This is a genomic window from Edaphocola flava, from assembly GCF_004118155.1.
Classification (GTDB): Bacteria; Bacteroidota; Bacteroidia; order Chitinophagales; family Chitinophagaceae; genus Edaphocola; species Edaphocola flava.
The window spans coordinates 792,017-812,736 of the sequence record NZ_SAIQ01000001.1 but is presented as its reverse complement, the minus strand read 5'-3'; the positions used below and the strand labels follow the sequence as shown (position 1 = coordinate 812,736).

General features: G+C 44.5%; 8 protein-coding genes and 1 tRNA gene. 8 read left to right on the top strand and 1 reads right to left on the bottom strand.

The genetic code is table 11. From position 1 onward, the window contains the following. Positions 1–53: 53 nt before the first annotated feature. The 7 genes from EMP01_RS03460 to EMP01_RS03430 all read left to right on the top strand — a co-directional run bounded on the left by EMP01_RS03460 (position 54) and on the right by EMP01_RS03430 (position 13,831). Positions 54–4,712 carry a GEVED domain-containing protein gene (locus EMP01_RS03460; protein ID WP_129020087.1) on the top strand — a complete coding sequence of 1,553 codons (4,659 nt, stop codon included), beginning with the start codon at positions 54–56 and terminating at the stop codon, positions 4,710–4,712. 259 nt (positions 4,713–4,971) lie between these two features. Further along, positions 4,972–9,027, top strand: coding sequence for a GEVED domain-containing protein (locus tag EMP01_RS03455; RefSeq protein ID WP_129020086.1), 4,056 nt, complete (start codon positions 4,972–4,974; stop codon positions 9,025–9,027). 91 nt (positions 9,028–9,118) lie between these two features. After that, positions 9,119–10,180 carry an A/G-specific adenine glycosylase gene (gene mutY, locus EMP01_RS03450; protein WP_129020085.1) on the top strand — a complete coding sequence of 354 codons (1,062 nt, stop codon included), beginning with the start codon at positions 9,119–9,121 and terminating at the stop codon, positions 10,178–10,180. A gap of 36 nt (positions 10,181–10,216) precedes the next feature. After that, on the top strand, positions 10,217–10,648 hold the full coding sequence (locus EMP01_RS03445; RefSeq protein WP_129020084.1) for a single-stranded DNA-binding protein: 432 nt from the start codon (positions 10,217–10,219) through the stop codon (positions 10,646–10,648). A 101-nt stretch (positions 10,649–10,749) separates the two neighbouring features. After that, positions 10,750–12,051, top strand: coding sequence for a gliding motility-associated protein GldE (gene gldE / locus EMP01_RS03440; protein ID WP_129020083.1), 1,302 nt, complete (start codon positions 10,750–10,752; stop codon positions 12,049–12,051). Positions 12,052–12,242: 191 nt separating this feature from the next. Continuing rightward, positions 12,243–13,634 (top strand): hypothetical protein, encoded by a 1,392-nt coding sequence (locus EMP01_RS03435; RefSeq protein ID WP_129020082.1) that lies wholly within the window; start codon positions 12,243–12,245, stop codon positions 13,632–13,634. A 123-nt stretch (positions 13,635–13,757) separates the two neighbouring features. After that, positions 13,758–13,831, top strand: a tRNA-Arg gene (locus EMP01_RS03430). A gap of 205 nt (positions 13,832–14,036) precedes the next feature. Here the strand turns inward: EMP01_RS03430 and EMP01_RS03425 are convergent. Further along, the gene (locus EMP01_RS03425; protein WP_129020081.1) at positions 14,037–14,339 is read right to left on the bottom strand and encodes a hypothetical protein; all 303 of its coding nucleotides are present in this window, start codon (positions 14,337–14,339) and stop codon (positions 14,037–14,039) included. A gap of 558 nt (positions 14,340–14,897) precedes the next feature. Between EMP01_RS03425 and EMP01_RS03420 the strand changes: the two genes are divergently transcribed. After that, complete coding sequence (locus EMP01_RS03420) at positions 14,898–20,429, top strand: T9SS type A sorting domain-containing protein (RefSeq protein WP_129020080.1); 5,532 nt, start codon at positions 14,898–14,900, stop codon at positions 20,427–20,429. The last annotated feature ends 291 nt before the right edge of the window (positions 20,430–20,720 follow it).

The window sequence follows — 20,720 nt, the reverse complement described above, 5'->3', positions numbered from 1 at the left end:
AATATTTAATTCAAGCCACTTATCACTATTGCCAACTAATAAATTTTAGAAGTATGAAACGGAAATTTACCTTAGGCAGGCAGCTATTTATGCTGCTAATGCTGGTGTTGGGTACCGGGGGTATAATGAAAGGCTACGGCCAGTATTGTACACCTCCATACACGAATGGTTGCACAGATGACTATATACAGTCATTTTCCACAACCGGCGGTACAACCAACATTTCGAATCTGAACTCTGGGTCCTCCTCTGCCACCTCCTGCTTCAGCAACAAGACGACGCTGGTGCATACGGCTACGGCCACGACCACAGTTAACTTTACCATTCTGAACTGCCCCGGTTGGGGAGAAGGCTACAAAATATTTGTAGACTGGAATGAAGACGGAGACTTCCTGGATGCAGGAGAAATCGTGTATAACCCCACTGCTGTACTAGCAGCCGGAGCTTCAGCAACAGGATCATTTGTGATTCCTGCAGGAACTACTCCTGGTAATAAACGCCTGAGGGTACGTTGTGTATTTAATACCACCACATTCGACGGTTGTAGCAGCCAGGGTTTCGGTGAGACAGAAGATTACACCTTAACTGTAATTCCTTCCGCACCATGTACCAATCCTGCTACACCAGGTACTATAGCTACCAGCGTTCCGGATTCTATTTGTCCTAACGTTGCATTTACTTTAGCGACTACAGGTACATCCCTGGGTTCGGGTATGACTTATCAATGGGAACAATCCGCTACCGGTGCTGCCGGTTCCTGGACCAATGTTACCGGTGGTACTACGCTGAACTACACCGTAGCCGGTATTACTGCGAATACTTACTATCGCCTGAAATCAATCTGTAGCGGTGGTACGCCAGTATTCAGCAATGAAAAACTGGTTGCTGTAAAAAGCTTTATCAACTGTTACTGTAATCCTGTATATACCTCCGGTTGTACCAATGGTGGTACGATCAACGGCTTCTCCACTACCGGTGCGATTGCCAATGTAAACAACCTGAATACGGGTTGTGCCAGTGGTAACCTGGGTTATTCCAACTATGCCGCATTTACGGTAACTGCAGCGCAAACATTTGCGTTCAACTTTAAAGTAGATATCTCTGCTTTCGGTTCTGGTGTAAAAATCTGGGCAGACTGGAACCATGATGGTGTTTTTGATCCTACAACAGAACTGTGTGCTGCTTCTGCAGCTACGATTGCTGCCGGTAGCTCTTACACTGGTACCATCACTCCTCCTGCAACAGCGCTTACCGGCCCTACACGTTTGAGAGTAAGAGCCGTAGAAGGTTCTACAACCTTTACGCCTTGTAGCAGCCAGACCTGGGGTGAAACAGAGGATTATACGATCAGTATCATCGTACCTCCTGCATGTAATACTGTAACCTTCCCGTCCAATGTTAACGCCATTGTAAACCCGAGTGCATTATGTGTAACCGGAAATGTAAGTCTGACTATAGATTCATTAATGCCTGCAGCAACAGGTATTACGTACCAATGGCAAACCTCTCCTAACGGTCTTGCCCCTTGGACCAATCTGGGTACTGCAGGTACCAGTTCAAGTGCTACTGCAAATGGCGTTACGGCAACAACTTATTATCGCTTACAAGTATTATGTAACGGCTCTCCGGTAGTTACTACATCAACCGATACCGTGATTGTAACCAATCCGGGAACGGTAAATGCCGTAAACGGACAACGTTGCGGACCAGGCCAGGTACAGATCGGTGCTACGCCAACCATCCCTGCAAGCCAGGTATTATGGTATACCGCTGCAACCGGTGGTCTGTCTATCGGAACGGGTACACCATTTAATACACCATATATTACCGGTACAACAACTTTCTACGCTGCGGCAGGTTCGGGTACAACCAACTATGCTACAGGTAAAATCACCCCTACTTCTACCAGCGGTAACTCTGGCTTCAGTGATGTAGGTTTAATGTTCAATGCATTAGCTCCATTCACTATCCAAAGTGTAGATGTATACCCAATGAGTACCACATCTACTACAGGTACGATTACCATCGCGCTGAAAAACTCAGCTGGTACGACTTTACAGTCTACAACAGCCAATGTAACGGTGAGTGCTGCAGGTGCTTTGAATACAGTACCATTGAACTTTACCGTGCCTGCTGGTACTAACTACCGTCTGGTAGTAACCGCTGCTACCGGTATGACTACACTGATCCGTGAGTCCGGTACAGGATTTACCTTCCCGTATAATGTAGCCGGTATCAGTTCTATCACTTCATCTTATACAGGTGGTGCTTCAACTGCATTCTACTATTACTTCTACAACTGGATATTAAAAGTAGGTTGTGAATCTCCTCGTGTACCAGTTGTGGCTACTGTAAATGCCGGACCGGCTGCAACCAAATCTGCGCCACCGGTAGTATGTAACAATACTATTGCTACACTGTCTATTACACCTCCGACACCAAACCCGTATACTCCATACATTTGGTATCCGACTACAGATTTGTATACCGATGCTGCTGCAACTATTCCGTACACCGGAGGTTCTGCAAACACCGTATACATGAAATCATCAGTAGCAGGACAACGCACTTATTTTGCAATCGGTGGTGATACCACAGCAGCATCTACTACCTGTTCCAGAGCAGATACCTTTAGAGTATGGGTACAACCAGGTAATGTGACGATTACAGCTGCTCCTGATACGATCTGTACCAGCGGTGCATCCCTGTTATCACTGAGTCCTAATACCAATTATTACACCGGTAGCATTCAATGGCAGGAGTCACTGAATGGCGGTGCGACATATACTAATATTACCGGTGCAACAGGCGTGGCCTATACGACACCAACACTGACGACAAACAGATTTTATCGTGCCCTTATCTCTGCAAGCAGCACAACCTGTCAGCAACCTGTGAAACAGATTGTGATTGCTAACCCGACGCTGATCTCTAAAACAGATAGCTTCAATTGCGGACCAGGCCAGGTTACCCTGAAAGCCGTAACAGGCGGTAACAGTACTGCAAAATGGTATGAAAACAGTGCCGGCGGTGCTCCTATTGGTACCGGCTCTCCATGGCAAACTCCGTTCCTGACACAAACCGATACCTTCTGGGTTGTAGGTGGTGTAGGCGGTTCTGCACCAAGCAGTGTCGCTATCGGAAATGGTACAACAGTTAGTACAGGTGCCGTTACTCCATTCTATGGCGTATGGGGCGGATACAGACACCAGTTCCTGATTACAGCTTCTGAATTGCTGGCTGCAGGTGCTACTATGGGTGCTACAATCAACTCCCTGGCATTTGATGTAGTGGTTCCGGGTTCTACTGCGGGTACTACTTATAACGGTTTTGCGGTAAGCATGGGTCAGACTAATGCTACTGCACTGACCACAGCTACATGGATTGCCACTACTCAGGTGAGAAACCCTGCGAACTGGACAACCTCTGTTGGTCTGAATACGCTTAACTTCGACGTTCCGTTTACATGGGATGGTGTATCTAACATCGTAGTACAGACCTGCTGGAGCAATAACAATAGCTCGAATCCGATCAGTACCGTAAGATATCATACTACAACATTTGTATCTACTCACTATAACAACCAGGATAATGTAACCCCTGCTGTAAAATGTAGCAATACGGGTACAGGTTCTACCATTACGCAGAGACCAAATATGATACTGGGTATCAAACCTTGTGAATCGGCTCCACGTCAGATGGTTATTGCAACCATCCATCCGGTACCGGCTCCTAACCTGGGACCAAATATCGACACCTGTATTGATCAGGGTGCTGCGATTACTTTGAATCCGGGTACGATACCTAATGTGCCAGTATACTTATGGGATAATGGTGCAACTACTGCAACAAGAGATGTAACACAAACTGGCGTATACAATGTCAAAGTGACCAATACATTCGGCTGTGTGGGCAGAGATACCATTAATGTAAACATGAGATGGAATCCTGTTGTAGATCTTGGTGCAAACGGAACAGGCCTTTGTCTGGGCGGTACTAAAGTACTGGATGCCGGTACTGGCGGTCTGAATGGTGGTAACTATTACTGGAATACCGGTGCAACAACCAGAACCATTACGATCACTAATCCGGGTACATACATCGCTTATGTAACCAGCAACCAGGGCTGTCTGACCATTGATACTGTAGCGATCACCCCTAGTGGTTATATGCCTATAGTGGATGGTATTGTAACACAGCCATTAACTGCAAGCAGCTTTAAATTCTCTGCACTGAATCCTCAGAATGTAACCAGCTTTACCTGGAACTTTGGTGACGGTTCGGCTCCGGTAACGGTGCCTGCAACTACTTCGTCTGTAGGGCTGACCAATCACGTATTCACAGGTGGTGGTAACTACAACGTAAGACTGACTACATACAGCGTCTGCGGCGATATTATGGACAGCACTATGGTAACGATTGTAGGTGGTACCGGTATCAATGACATCGATAGAGATGCCAAACTGGTTCAGATCTATCCTAATCCGAACGATGGTAATATCCTGTACATCGAAGCAATCGGTAATGTAAAAGTTACAGAGATCACAATGTACAATGTTTTAGGGCAGGAGATCTATACGCTTAAATCGTTTGATGGCAGCACAAATAAACATAAAGTAACACTGCCTCAGCGCCTGGCTTCTGGTGTGTACAATATCCGTATTAATACGAATAAAGGTATGACCACCAGGAAACTGGAGATAGTGAAATAGTACTTTTTCTTATCCTTAAATACCTAAAAGAGGCATGTAGTTTACTGCATGCCTCTTTTTTATGCATAATGAAATTGATTGTTTAATTAAAGTTTACATATTTTACACTTGTATGTGAAAATATTCATACTTTAGCATTTGTTTCTCATTTCTGCTAATAGTTGTTTTATAAGTTGTACCTACTATTACCAACAAGATAAAGCTGCAATTCATTACAGGGCATGAGCGACACGCATTCTCCACATGTAAACCTTTAAGTATGAATCTGAAATTTATTCATCTTCGCGGCATCATCTGCATTATGATGCTGCTCGGACTGGGTGTCAAAAGCAATGCCCAGACCTATTGTACCCCCACTTACAACTATGGTTGTGATGATGACTACATCCAATCCTTTTCTACTACCGGGGGCGTCACCAACATTTCGAATCTGAACTCAGGATCCTCAGTTGCCACAGCATGTATCAGCAACCAGACCTCGATGCTCCACACCACTACGGCAGGTGCAACAGTTAACTTTACTATTGTCAATAATCCTGGCTGGAGCGAGGGTTATAAAATTTTCGTTGACTGGAATGAAGATGGCGATTTTACCGATCCGGGTGAGATTGTTTATGATCCGACAACAACACTTTCTTCAGGAGCTACGGCTACCGGATCTTTTACCGTTCCGGCCAGTGCAACAGCAGGCAGCAAGAGAATGCGTGTTAGATGTTCTTACAGCTCTACTGTTTTTGATGCCTGTAACGCAGTGGATTATGGAGAAGTAGAAGACTATACACTCCTGGTTACACCGTCTACACCTTGTACTAACCCTCCGACTGCAGGTACAGTTGCGACCAGCGTTCCGGATTCTATATGTCCTAACGTCTCTTTCGCTTTAGCGAGCACAGGCACAGGCCTGGGTGGTGGTATGACCTATCAGTGGGAGCAGTCTCCTACCGGAGCTGCGGGTAGCTGGACAGATGTTACGGGTGCAACCAATATCACATACACCCTTTCTGCGGGTATTTCAGCGACTACCTATTTCCGCCTTAAAGTTATTTGTAGTGGCGGTACACCAGTATACACCAATGCAAAACAAGTATTGAAGAAAAACTTCATGAACTGCTTCTGTACACCTACTTACTCTTATGGTTGTACGTATGGCGGTACGATTGATGGCTTTTCTACCAGCGGTGCGCAGGTTGACATCAGTAACCTCAATACCGGTTGTGCAAGCGGCGGTGCGGGTTATTCTGACTATACCTCCATGGCCATCTCTGCAGTGCAATCTTTACCATTCACATTTACCGTAAATATTTCTGCTTACGAAACAGGTGTAAAAATCTGGGCCGACTGGAACCATGACGGTATCTTCGATCCGGTTACAGAATTATGTTCGGAATCTGCAAATACCATTCCTGCAGGCTCTTCATTTAATGGCCTGATCATTCCGCCGGTGACTGCGCTTACCGGTCCTACCAGGATTCGTGTACGTGGTGTAGAAGGCTCTACAAGCTTTGGACCATGTGCTTCTGCTTATTATGGAGAGGCTGAAGATTATACCATTAATATTATTGCATTACCACCTTGTACCAATCCGCCGACACCAGGCACTATTGCTGCAAGTGTACCAGATTCTATCTGTCCTAATATTTCCTTTGCCCTGAATACAACCGGTACCAGTTATGGTAGTGGCATGGTATACCAGTGGGAACAATCTCCTACCGGAGCTGCAGGTAGCTGGACAGATGTTACGGGTGCTAACACTGTATACTATATGATGACAGCAGGTATCAATACCGCTGCTTACTATCGTCTGAAAACATCATGTAGCGGTGGTACACCGGTATACAGCAATGCCAAGCATATTACGATTAAGAACTTCATTAACTGTTATTGTACACCGACGTATACCTATGGTTGTACCTATGGTGGTACAATTGATGGCTTTGCCACAACAGGTGCTATGATAGATGTGAGCAATCTGGGTACTGGTTGCGCCAGCGGTGCACTTGGATATTCCGATTACACTTCTATGGCCGTTACAGCAGCCCATTCATTCGGGTTTGACTTTGCGGTAAATATTGCATCTTACAGCACAGGTGTACGCATCTGGGCAGACTGGAACCATGATGGTGTGTTCGATCCGGTTACAGAATTATGTGCCGCCTCTCCTAATACCATTCCTGCGGGTAGTGCCTTTACCGGTACCATCATTCCTCCTGCTACTGCCTTAACAGGTCCTACCAGAATCCGTGTACGTGGTGTAGAAGGTTCTACCTCATTTGATCCATGTCCCGATTACTATTATGGAGAAACAGAAGATTATACAATTATCATTATTAATCCTCCGGCATGTAGCACCATAACGCTGCCTGCAATACATTCAGTAACCAGCCCTAATTTCCTGTGTCTAAATGGTAATAGTACCTTAGGTATCAATATCAGTATGCCACCGGCTACCGGCTTTACCTATCAATGGCAACGTGCCACTGCAGCAGCAGGTCCGTGGACTAATATCGGCAGCCCGCTGACGACAGTTAACCTTCCGGTTACCGGCATTACCAGTACAACATACTACCGCATGCAGATCCTTTGTGATGGCACACTGGTACAGACAACCACTGTAGACAGCGTAGTAGTAGGTGATCCAGGATCTATTACCGCTACAGATGGCCAACGATGCGGAGATGGTTCTGTTGTAATCGGCGCTACGCCAACCAGTGCTTCCAGCCAGGTATTATGGTATGAAGCGGCAACCGGCGGCAATAGCATCGGTTCAGGAGCTACATTCAATACTCCTTCCCTGACGGTAACAACTACATTCTATGCAGCGGCCAGCGCAGGTACTTCCGTTTATAATACGGGTAAACCTACACCTACTTCTACCTCTGGTAACAGTGGCTTTAACGATGTTGGTCTGATGTTCGATGCCCTGGCGCCGTTTACCCTGGAAAGTGTCAATGTGTATCCAATGGGTACCTCACCTACGGGAGCGGTAACAATTGCCCTGAAAAATGCTGCCGGTACAACCTTACAATCTGCTACTGCCAGCGTTAATGTTAGTGCAAACGGTACCATGAATGTTGTTCCGCTGAACTTCAGCGTACCGGCAGGTACTGGTTACAGACTGGTTGTAGTAGCTACATCCGGTATCACTAACCTGGTGCGTGAGTATGCTACCGGTTTCTCTTATCCTTACACTGTTGCAGGTGTATCCAGCATTACCTCAGCATATTCCGGTGGTGCAACAAGTGATTACTACTATTATTTATACAAATGGGTTGTCAAAACATCTTGTGAATCAGTAAGGGTTCCGGTAGTAGCTACAGTTAATCCTGTGCCTATGCCAGACCTGGGGCCAGATGTTAACACCTGCGTTGACCAGGGTACAACCATTACACTGGATCCGGGTACTATTCCGAACAGTCCTGTATTTACCTGGGATAATGGTGCGGTTACACCGACACGTACAGTAGGTCAGAGCGGCATATATCATGTTGCCGTAGACAACTCATATGGGTGTATTGGAAGAGATACTATCGAAGTGCGCCTGAAATGGAATCCGGTTGTAAATCTGGAAGCTGGTGGAACAGGTCTGTGTCTGGGTGGTACACGTATACTGGATGCGGGTCCTGGCGGACAAAACGGTGGTAATTATTACTGGAATAACGGTGCAACGACCAGAACAATTTCTATTGCAGGTGAAGGTACTTATGTGGTATATGTAACCAGCAATGAGGGCTGTCTGACAATTGATACCATTAAAATCATCGCAACAGGATATATGCCGATAGTAGATGGCATCGTTACACAACCTACGGCGGCGAGCAGCTTCAGCTTCTCTGCAGTTAATCCTCAGAATGTAACCAGTTTCAAATGGAACTTTGGTGACGGTTCTGCTCCGGTAACGGTTTCTGCAAGCGCTTCCAGCACAGGACAAACTACGCATACTTATCCTGCAGGTGGTAACTACAATGTGAGCCTGACTACATACAGCACCTGCGGTGATGTATTAGACAGCACAATGGTAAGCATTATCGGTACCGGTCTTAATGACGTAGACCAGGTGGGTAAACTGGTACAGGTATATCCAAACCCTAATGACGGAACCATTGCTTATATCAAAATTGATGATGTATCGGTTAAACTGCAATCTCTGGCGATCTATAATGTAATGGGTCAGGAGATAATGCAGGTACCTTCTTTCGAGCAGCATAATGGTACATACAAAGTAGCATTACCAGAACACCTGGCCGGAGGTATGTATACCTTACGCATTCAGACCAGTAAAGGTCATACGACCAAGAAACTGAATGTAGTTAAGTAATATCCGATCATTTAAACTATATTTGCCTTAACAGAATAATGGCTGCCTGTATATTTCAGGCAGCCATTATTTTTGTATTTTACCCATAAGAATGAAAACTGTTTCTGCTTTTGCCAAAGCCCTGTTGCGCTGGCATACCGAGTCTAATGATAGAAGTCTGCCCTGGAAAGAGGAAAAAGATCCGTATAAAATATGGCTCTCTGAAATTATATTGCAGCAAACCCGTGCAGAGCAGGGATTACCTTATTACCTGCGTTTTATCACACAATATCCGACCGTAACCGATCTGGCGAATGCGCCGGAAGACGAAGTGTTCCGCCTATGGCAGGGGTTGGGTTATTATGCCCGCTGCCGCAATCTGTTGCATACCGCGAGGGAAATTGCAGAACGCTACAAGGGGCGTTTCCCGGATCAGTATGACGATATTATTGCCCTCAAAGGAGTAGGGGCCTATACAGCTGCAGCCATAGCCTCCTTTGCATATGGCTTGCCTTATCCTGTCATAGATGGGAATGTGTACCGCGTACTGTCGCGCTATTTTGCAGAACCCACACCCGTCAATACTCCTGAAGGGAAAAAGATATTTACAGAACTGGCAGATGCCGTATTTGATGCACAGCATCCTGCGGCTTACAACCAGGCGATAATGGATTTCGGAGCAGTGGTATGTAAACCGAAACAGCCCTTGTGTGCTGAATGTTGTCTGTCTGCACAGTGCAAAGCATACAATCAGGGCACGGTGGCTGAGCTGCCGGTTAAGCTGCAAAAGATAAAGGTGAAAGAACGCTGGCTCAATTATTGGGTGCTGGTTTGCGCAGATAAGGTATATGTGCAGCAACGAACGGCCAGAGATGTATGGCAGAGCCTGTATGAGTTTTTCCTGGTAGAAGATAGCATGCCGGAGCAGCTGTGCCGTCTTTTGAATGATACACAATATATCAGCAGCAAGCAGGAACAAGTACTGCAGACCAGGCAGCGGTTAACCCATCAACTGATACACAGTACGTTCTCTATAGTTCACCTGAATGCTATTCCAGATTACTTCACAGCCGATGGAATGTGGGTCCCTTATACGGAGTTGAATAATTATTCCTTCCCCAAAACAATAGTTTCGTTTTTGGAAGAAAAACCTTATTTTTATTTATTAAATTAGAAAAAGCCATATTTTTAACAGTAAAATTTATATCGTATGAGAGGCGTGAATAAAGTAGTACTAATTGGAAATTTGGGTAAGGAACCGGATCTGCAGTATATAGAGGGAGAAATTCCCGTAGCAAAATTTCCATTGGCGACTACTGAGATGAGGAAGGAGAAAAACGGAAATGTGGTATCAGAAACAGAATGGCATACAATTGTTTTATGGAGAGGGTTGGCAGAACTGGCGGGTAAGTACTTACATAAAGGCAGCCTCGTATATATAGAAGGAAGACTGAGAACCCGCAGCTGGGAAGATAAAGATAAGAACAAGAGATTTCAGACAGAGATTATAGCCGAAAACCTGGTCATGCTGGATAAGCGTAAAGAAAGTGACCACCAGGGATCGGGCAAACCGGACAATATTGATAACACTTTCCTGAACCCGGGAAATGATCCGGAACTGGATGACATATTGCCTTTTTAAGATTAAATTTTCTGCAGTGGCAGAGCAATACTGAATAATCAAAACCATGCGTTTTGATTATTTTAGCGATAGGACGTTTTATTGACAGATATTCAGAGATTATGGTTGTGATTTTACAGGCGGCATTGGCGGTATCGCCAACAACAATTACCACATTATGTATCCTTGTACTGGGTATACTCTTTCTTGCATCTGTTGCTGCAGGAGCAGAGGTAGGTTTCTTCAGTCTTAAACTGAAGGATATCAATTACCTGAAAACAAAAGAGGATCAGAACTCCCGCATGATCATTACCCTCCTGGAAGATCCTGAACTATTGCTGTCTACTTTAAGAGTATCCAAAATAACCCTGGCAATACTGATCATCTTCCTGATGAATCACATGGCCCGTTTACTGTTACCCAAAGAGGCTCATTTAGTAGTTATACTCGGCATTGTATTACTGGCCTCCATGTTCCTGTTATTACTTTTTGTAGAAGTATTACCGAAGGTTTATTCCCGTCAGAATAATATACGCATGGCAGGATTCTCCGCACCAATTGTGAATGTGCTGTTTCTTACCTTTAAAGGAATAGGTCAGGTACTGGTGGACTCTGATGAATACCGCGATCAGAAACGCAACCGCAAACTGGAAGAGATCGATAACCTCAAGGAGCTGGAAGATGCTATAGAAGCCAGTCTGGGTCATGCAGCTTCGAAAGAAGAAGTGGAGATTTTTAAAGGCGTACTAAAGTTCGGCAGCATCAGTGTAAAACAGATTATGCAGCCCCGCCTTGATGTAGTGGCTATCCGTGAGAGCTGGAACATTACCAAAGTAAGAGAGAAGCTGCTGGATGCAGGATATTCCCGTTTACCCGTATACCGTACTAATATAGATGAGGTTGTGGGTATGGTATTTACTAAAGATTTTCTGCCTTATATAGGTTTAGATGACTTTGACTGGCACACCCTTATACGCCCGGCATATTATGTACATCAGCATAAACTGATTGATGATCTGCTGAATGATTTCAGAGATAACAGGGTACACTTTGCAGTGGTTGTAGATGAGTTTGGTGGCACAGCCGGTATCATTACCCTAGAGGATATTATGGAAGAGATCATCGGTGATATTAAGGATGAGTTTGATGAAGATGAACATAACTTTAAAAAGATAAGCGACACCGCATATATATTTGAAGGGCGAATGCTCATTAATGATATGTGTCGTATAATGGGTATACCGCTCAGCACCTTTGCCGAAATACGAGGAGAGAGCGATTCTCTGGCCGGCCTTGTGCTCGAGATTGCCGGTAAGTTTCCTACGATCAATGAACAGATCAGTTTCGAAGACTATGACTTTACTATACTGGCAGTAGATAAGCTGCGTATTGAGAAGGTCAAAGTCGAATATATAATGGATTAAATAGATTACGCTATAAAAGGATAAGGAGCCGCAACTGCGGCTCCTTATCCTTTTATAGCGTGGTCCAGACTGCTGGTAACAATTCGGTAATAATGCGATAATATAAGCGTAATAGTGGGATAACAATTTGGTTATACTGGTAGGGTACTTTTGCCCCAAAGTTTATAAAAAACAAATTTAATCAAGCGATTATGAAAAAGGGTTTATTACTCGCAACCGTTGCCGGCTCACTGTTTGCTGCAACATCTTTGACATCTTGTAAAGATAAAACTACTGTAGATCCGACTCCGGAGAGTAACGTGCTGAAAGGTGATATTACTGCTAACAAAACCCTGAAAGCGGGTGTTAAGTATACCATCGAAGGTTTTGTGTATGTAATGGATGGTGTAACCCTGACTGTTGAGCCAGGTGCGATCATCATGGGCGATAAACAAACTAAAGGTACCCTGATCATTACCCGTGGTGGTAAAATTATGGCAGAAGGTACTAAAGATAAACCTATCGTATTTACTTCAGAAGAAGCTGCGGGTTCTCGTCGTGAAGGTGACTGGGGTGGTATCATCGTATTAGGTAAAGCGCCTATCAACCCAAGTGGTGGTACAGCGCGCATCGAAGGTGGTCTGGTTCCTACAGTTGCTGGTCAGGAAGCTAAATACAATGAGTATGGTGGTACAGCTGCTAACGATAACTCTGGTGTATTAAAATATGTAAGAATTGAGTTCGCTGGTATCGCATATTCTCCGGATAACGAAATCAACGGTCTGACTATGGGTGGTGTTGGTAACGGTACTACTATCAGCTATGTACAGGTTTACCGTTCTGGTGATGATGCCTTCGAATGGTTCGGTGGTACTGTAAACTGTGATCACTTAGTAGCTACTTATTCATGGGATGATGATTTCGATACAGATTTCGGTTTCTCTGGTCAGGTTCAGTTCGGTGTGGCACAACGTGCTAAAAACGTAGCGGACGTAAGTGGTTCTAACGGTTTCGAATCAGATAACGATGGTAACGGTTCTACTCAGACGCCTCAGACCAAAGCGATCTTCTCTAACATGACCATCGTTGGACCTGGTAAAGGAACTTCTCTGAGCGGTATCAATGCTAACTTCCAGAATGGTGCGCAGATCCGTCGTAACTCATCTATGTCTCTGGTAAACTCTATGTTATTAGGTTTCCCTGTAGGTGTATACATCGATGATACAAAAGGTACGGCTACTTCAGGTAATGCTATTGCAGGTACATTAATGTTCAAAAACAACATCATCGCTGGTTGTACAACTCCTAAGAAAGCATCTTCTTCTTCTTTCGATGTTGCCACATGGTTTGATGCCAACAACAACAAAAGCTATGCAAACGGCGATACAGTTATGTTAGCTGATGCATACAAATATTCACCAGCTGTATCTGCAACAACCGGTACACCTAGCTTCCTGCTGAAAAGTGGTTCTATGGCAGCTACAGGTGCAAGCTTCGCAGGTCTGACAGGCTTCCAGCAAGTTGCTTATATCGGTGCATTTGACGGTACTACCGATTGGACTGCAGGATGGACAAACTGGGCTGCTGAGACAACTAAATATTAATATCCAAAGCGTTAAGCTTCAGAATAATAAAGGCCGGGTTTTTACACCCGGCCTTTAATTTTTTTTAAAAAAATTTGGTAGAAAAAAAACAACTTCCTATCTTTGCACTCCAATCAAGGGAATGGCCTCGTGGCGCAACTGAATAGCGCATCTGATTACGGCTCAGAAGGTTTTAGGTTTGAATCCTAACGAGGTCACAAAAGGGAAATAGCAATCGCGCTGTTTCCCTTTTTCTTTGCGCATTACAGCCGATTTTACCTCTCTGAATATCTCTTTTATTAATGTATATGCCCGGGATAAAATAGAGCAAAATAATAAGCACAAATAAATGCTGTAAATAGATTAAGCCTACCCAAAATGGGTAGGCTTAATCATATAATGGAATATATACTTACGCATCATTTAGGGACCAGGAGGACCTATTACCGGACCTTCTGTATAACACGCTATATTAGCACCACTATTCCTTTCGTAAGGCACAGGTGGGTATTGTTCTAATATATACGTAAACGCATCTGTTAGAGAATTAAAATAATAGTATGGGCCATAATATGTGGTAACACCTGTAGTAGGGTTATACGTATAATGTCTTACAGAAGCGGTATATGCACATGGTATTGTTCCGCTACCAACCGGGGTAACCGCTGCATCTGCAGTAAAGGCTGCAAACAAACTTAAAGTAATTGCAAAAAAGAATTTTTTCATAATCAAATTAACTTTAAAGGTTAAAAAAAGAAATTAGAACCAATAGGCCTTCTGACTCTAATTAATTATTCACAATTGTGTTAAATAAATAACGAAAACAAGTCTGTATAAATTATAGAGAAGAGTAGATTTATTTTTATCCTGCATCGGAATTGAAAGCCGGAGACTGGATCCAAAGAATAATATCCTTATTTCAGGGCAGGCTGAATGATTTTGGCATAAGGTCATGCCAAGTCTCTGACATTCTATGTTTTATGGCCCAACCCCGCGATATGCCAATATCGGCAATACCAAACAAAAGTATGGGGTGCTATTTTCACTCGAGTAGCTAATATGTTTAGATAACATATTGATTTAGTATTTGTTGTATTTTTTTATGCTTTATTTCTGCCTGAAATTCAACTTATTTGACACGTATTAAATAATTGAGATCGCCATAAAAACAGTACTTAATCTAGTGCTCAGGCTTATGAGCTGGCTTTTATTTAAAATAATTTTGCAATTATTCAGTATAAACTATTGCCATACACTGACTTATTGTATATCAAAATTAAAAAAATGAAAAAGCTCGACTATCTTAAATTCTTGTTTTTGCTGCTCACATGCTTCGTACGGGGCACTTTCGGTTTAGCTCAGCAAAGCACCAGCCTAAATATTAGTTCGGTGCAATTACCGGATCTGACCACCTGTGCGATGACACCAGGTACTTTTGTACTCCGGGTGAGTAATGTTACGGCCGCACCCATTACCGGAGTAGTCGTACGGGACTCCCTGCCTCCAGGTGTCAATTATGTATCGGGCTCTGTATCAGGTACAGGCGTTACTTTCGGGACCACCGTATCCGCTAATATTGTAACCTTTAACCTGGCTTCGATACCGGCCAGCGGATTTGTAGATATTACTTTCCAGGTACGGGCTTCCTGCGCTGTATCAACAATAGCAGCCAATATTAAAAATACTTATACCGCCAGTTGGGGTAGCCTGTATACTGCACCATTTGTTACGGCCAACTATGGAATGCTGTTCCCTTCAGTTTCCATTACACCAGCGCAGACCGGTACCATCAGTGCGAACTGCCTTACACCTTTTGTTCGTGACATTACAATTTGCAATGGTGGTTTCGGAGCATTGGATAGCCTAGTGTTTTCCGACGTGTATAGCAACAGTAGTCTTATAGTCAAGGGATTTAGCAATGGTATTGCCACTGGTCTGGGCACAAACAATGCCAGAACAGTACTGACTGCAGCCGATTTTGCAACCATTGGTAATGGTGATGGCAAACTGGATCAGAATGAATGCCTGGTTTTGCATGATACTGTTATGGCGGTAGGAAGCACCAGCCCGATCAACGGGACACTCACGGCTACCTGGGGATGCTATGGATCTAATTGCAGCAATCCAAGCAGTAATACCGCAAATACAGTTACCAGTATTAATGCCAGTAGCCCCTTACAACCGGCACTAACCCGCACTTTATATGCATTAGGCGATCCTGATACACCTGGACAGATATATACCCGTGTCAATAAGTATATGGAATTAGTGAAGAATAACTCGCAGGTGACCGCTGTGAATACGACAATAATTCCCTCAGTTTACGGACTGAAGTATATCGATACAGCAACAATCTGGGTAACCAAAAACGGGGGCACCCTATATCGTCCTCCGATGAGCCGCCTAACCGGTATACCATGGGCCTGGAATACCGGTACACCAGCTGATTATGCGCAATCATTAACGACTTTTCCCAATTCAAATAAATGGAATAATGCCATGCTGAGTCTGGGCGATCTGGCTCCTGGCGATAGTGTGGTCGTTACCTTTGAGGTAAGGACGGCAGGACCGCTCACCCGTGTGTCCTCCTCAGAATTTGACCATTGCTTCTCCGAAAGCTTTTGTGGCGGCTGTATGCGCGGTATTTACGGTCCTGCATTGAGTGGCGCTTCTGACAACCGTATTAGCTGGCAAGGCTGTCCGTCAGGGACCTTTACGGGCTGTGCAATGGCCTTTCCCCAAAAAATCTATAATGGACTGGATACAGTGCAGCGCTCAGAATTTAACCCTACAAGCGGGAGCGGCCATTTGCTGGCAGAGTTCCATGCACCAGGTGTTTTTATCGATAGTACAAATACCGATGGCCGTAAATGTGCCTATTTTGAAAATGATACCATACGTACCTTATTGCGTATGGATGTTATGGACCTTCCGTTCTACACAGATAAAAGCTCATTCGCGATCAGGATTTATACCAATGGTGGCGTAAAATGGGATGGAAAGCTGAACCGGACATTCGGTCGCCTGAGTACCTGGAGTAATAACCCCTGGTATGCTGATATGGTTTTGGATAACACAGCAATTGATAGTACAATCACCATATATTTTAAACGCAGTAATTGCCCGGTTCCGGACTTTCGTACCAAAGATGTGTATAACTGTTACCGTCGCGGAGCCTGGCAGCTGAGTATCGGCTTTGTAAACCAGTGTCCGGGCCTGGCCCAGCGTCGTGTACGCATGACCCGTATCTATGATATTGATACAACCAATACTGAGCCTGCCATAGAATCGGGAGCAACTACATTCCCCGCAACCTGGATATGGAACAGCCAGTGTGCAAGTGCCTGTACAGATGGGGTGTCTATTTTGAATTATGGTCATCAGCGTACGACTTTCGACGCCCCGGACAATAATCAGGATGGACTACCAGATGCTTCAGGTAATATTGATCTGAACCAGGTGGCCATAAACCGCATTACCTGGGGTGATACATTACAGTTGAAGTACAAATTAGTAGTACACACCACTAACGTGGCGGGGATACCATCCCTGTTTGTGAACAGCTCTATTAATTACTCAGATACTAATTCCGCCAATGCCTGTAATGCATTTCTGACCAAAGAGGCACCGCAGGTAGTGATCAGGCGGCCAGGAGTAGGTACGTATTCCGGTACAGGAACCTCTACGCCCGTAAGTACCGGCAGGACTTTCCGGACCAATATCTCCTTGCAGGGCACTGGAGGACTAAATATTCCCGGCCTGCTTACCTATATGGATGGAGATACCGTAGAACTTACCCAGAATGTAATTTATTATAAACCACACTTCGGATGGGGAGATATGGTCTGGAGCTTCCAGCATATACCGGGTATTTCACAGACAGTAAATCCTACAACAACACAATTGCTGAAGTGTGATTCTGTAGTCTGCGACTTTCATACAATAGATATGAACAGAAGCTTTAGTACAACTCGTTTGGCAGGTCCTGCCACGTGCTCAGATTCTGTAGCCGTGCGATATATTCTTAGCAGCCAGATTCAGGCATCTTCCTGTGGTACAAACTGGTTTCCTTATGAGAGCAGGAATGTTTATGCACCAACTTTGCTCAAAATAAATATACCGGCTTCTTCTAATTTCACACCAACCGCAGTGCGCCTCACTTGGGTGCGTATTATCAAAGGAAGCCCTCAGTGCGTTAGTTCCATCAATAACCAATTATTGCCCGCATCTGCGTATACGTTTGTCAATGATACATTGATTGTTGATCTGAAACAGATACCCGCTAACTACGGATTTAACTACAGGCAGATTAATTTGTATTCTGCGTTTAATGTCGATGTGACTACAAAGTATACCAATCCATCCACGACCTGCACAAGAGACCATACACAGCCATCCACAACCTTCCCGGTAGTCTGGAATTTTGAGCATATGCGTCCTATGCTGGATACCCTTAATCTGAATGCGAATACTGTTACCGGCACAGGCACAACATTATTCTGGCCCGGAGTTAATAATTGTCAGCCTGTATTATATGCTGGCAGCACGGCCAATGTAACCAGTAATAAAGCGATCATTCCGGTTCGCTACACGGTTAATAATTCACAGGCATTCGGCACCATAGATAACAACTGGATGTACATTCCCAATACATCAGGTATTATTGTAGATAGCGTAAAGATTAAGAGTACCGGAGACATAGTGCCGATGAGTGCCCCGGGCAGTTACATCTTTCAGTTAGGCAATCTGGGGGCCAATGGCACTACCAAAGATTACGATATCTATACCCATATTGTTCAGTGTGCAGGAAGTCTGAACCTGGATATTTATGCCGACCGTACACCATGTATGGGATATCCGACCAGCTGGGCCAATTATAACTGTAAGGCTAACGCCAATAAATCGACATATACCCTGAATACCTTTGCCGGAGAACTGCAGATGAGTGATAGTCTGTTTACAACAACCAAGGATATCTGTAATGACGATACCGTACAGTTCTATATAGTCAACAGCCAGACACAGGATGCAAATGCCGTTAAGGTATCTTTTGAGCTGCCCAATGGCATGAGCATGATTCCGGGCCGTACACAGCTGCAATATGGAAATGGTGCTTTTGTCAATACAACAGATCCCGTACTCAGCGCAGGGGTATACAGCTGGACGATGCCCGCCACAGATACCCTGAGAAAGATCAGTATGACACCGGCCAATAAGATGAAACTTCGGGTCGCCATTACGACCAGTTGTGGCTATACTTCAGGTTCAATGATTCATAGTCGTGTTGCCGGTAATGTAGCCTGTGGTCCGGTCACCAGCCTGTTTAATACAGACCCGCCACCATTGAACATTGTAGGAGCGCCCAGCCTCAGCTATCTGACCAATCCGAAGATGAGCGTAACCCAGATCAGCGACTGCGGATCAGGCAGTAACGGTGTTATGCGTATTGTACTTCCTATTAGTGGTGGCGCGACTTTGTCCGGTGATTCTGTTAAAGTCAAATTGCCGGCAGCATATAACTTTGTGAGCTATTCATCAGCCACCACAGGTTCTCATAATGCCCCGGCTACTAACCCTGCCGTCAGTACAGATGGCACCGGCAAGCAGACCATTGGCTGGCAATATGCAGCTGGTATACCTGCGGGCGATAGTATAGTGTTTTATATGCAGTATACAGAATCTGCAGGAGTTAACCACTGTACCATTGATTCTGAGCGGGTAGCGACCATTAATACCTATATCGGAGGGAATCTCTGGTGTGCCCGGGACAATATGATGTGTGTTATTTCTACCATAAACGGAGCAGATACCAGTACCCCATTGATTACCCTGCGGCCTTCACTGAGCGCAGATATTGATACCATTCGCTTTAATACCGGTTGTACACCACAGGGTACAAACTGCAATCCGCACAGTAAACTTAAAATGTCCGGTATGCTGACGAACAGTGGTACTGCCGATGTGGCTTCTGGTACATCAGTTATTATGGAAGTATTTATGGATATGGACAACTCCGGTTCTATTAATGCAGGAGATAAACAATATGCTTCCCTGAACTATACAGGAGGTCTGGCTGCTGGGCAGTCGATAAGTATTGATTATTATGACACTATGCAGGCCAATTGTGCAGCTTGTGTCAGTAAAAATGTACTCTTGCGTTTTGCTAACAATCCGTCACAACCGGTTGGTCAGAGTCAATGTCTTTGTGATACGGTGTCAACAAGCACAATCCAGAATTCAGAGATTCTGCCACTGCCATTGTCAATCACCTGGTTCGAAGCAGCGCAGCAGGCGTGCAATACCGCTGTTGTACGGTGGACCGCACAGGATGAAGCAGGAGGAAATATGAAGTATAGGATAGAGCTGGGCGAAAATGGTAAAACATATAATACTGTAGCCACTGTCAAAGGCCAGAATCTCAGGCTTGCCTCCTATGAGCAGTTAATAGACTTACCTTATAAAGATAACTACATCCGTATCGCTCAGGTAGAAGATGGTGGTATTTATTACAGCAAGACAACACGTCTGGCCAATACCTGCGACCATAGCAATAATAATATTGAGGTGTATCCCAATCCTTATGGTACAGAGCACAATACCCTATATGTTAAGCTGAATGAGTCGCAATCCGGTAAGGTACAGATCAGTGTTCTGGACGCCATTGGCAAACAGCATATGAGTATGCACATTGAGGCAATTAAAGGTGTCAAAGAATACGAGTTAAACGGCTTCGGTGCCTTGGCCTCTGGTATGTATACGCTTCAGGTAAAACATGCAGATGGTATCATTGAATATGTAAAGGTGATTAAAGACTAATCTTATTGACAACAGACTTTTGATCGCATAGTATAAATATGGGCAGGTGAATGTCTATTCATCTGCCCATATTTTAACGCTGTGTTTCAGGTTCTGAATCCTCACGTATACTGTTCAGGCTTTGAAGAGAAGTCCACTTGACCTGAAGGCTGGTAGTCTCTTCTCTTCATTAAACAGGTATGTTACAGGCAGGATACTGGCAAGGCAAATATTATTATTGATGATTGTTCGCTCTCAATGTAAATCTTACCCATCCCTATATTTTATGCTTCAACTCTAGCATATCACCAA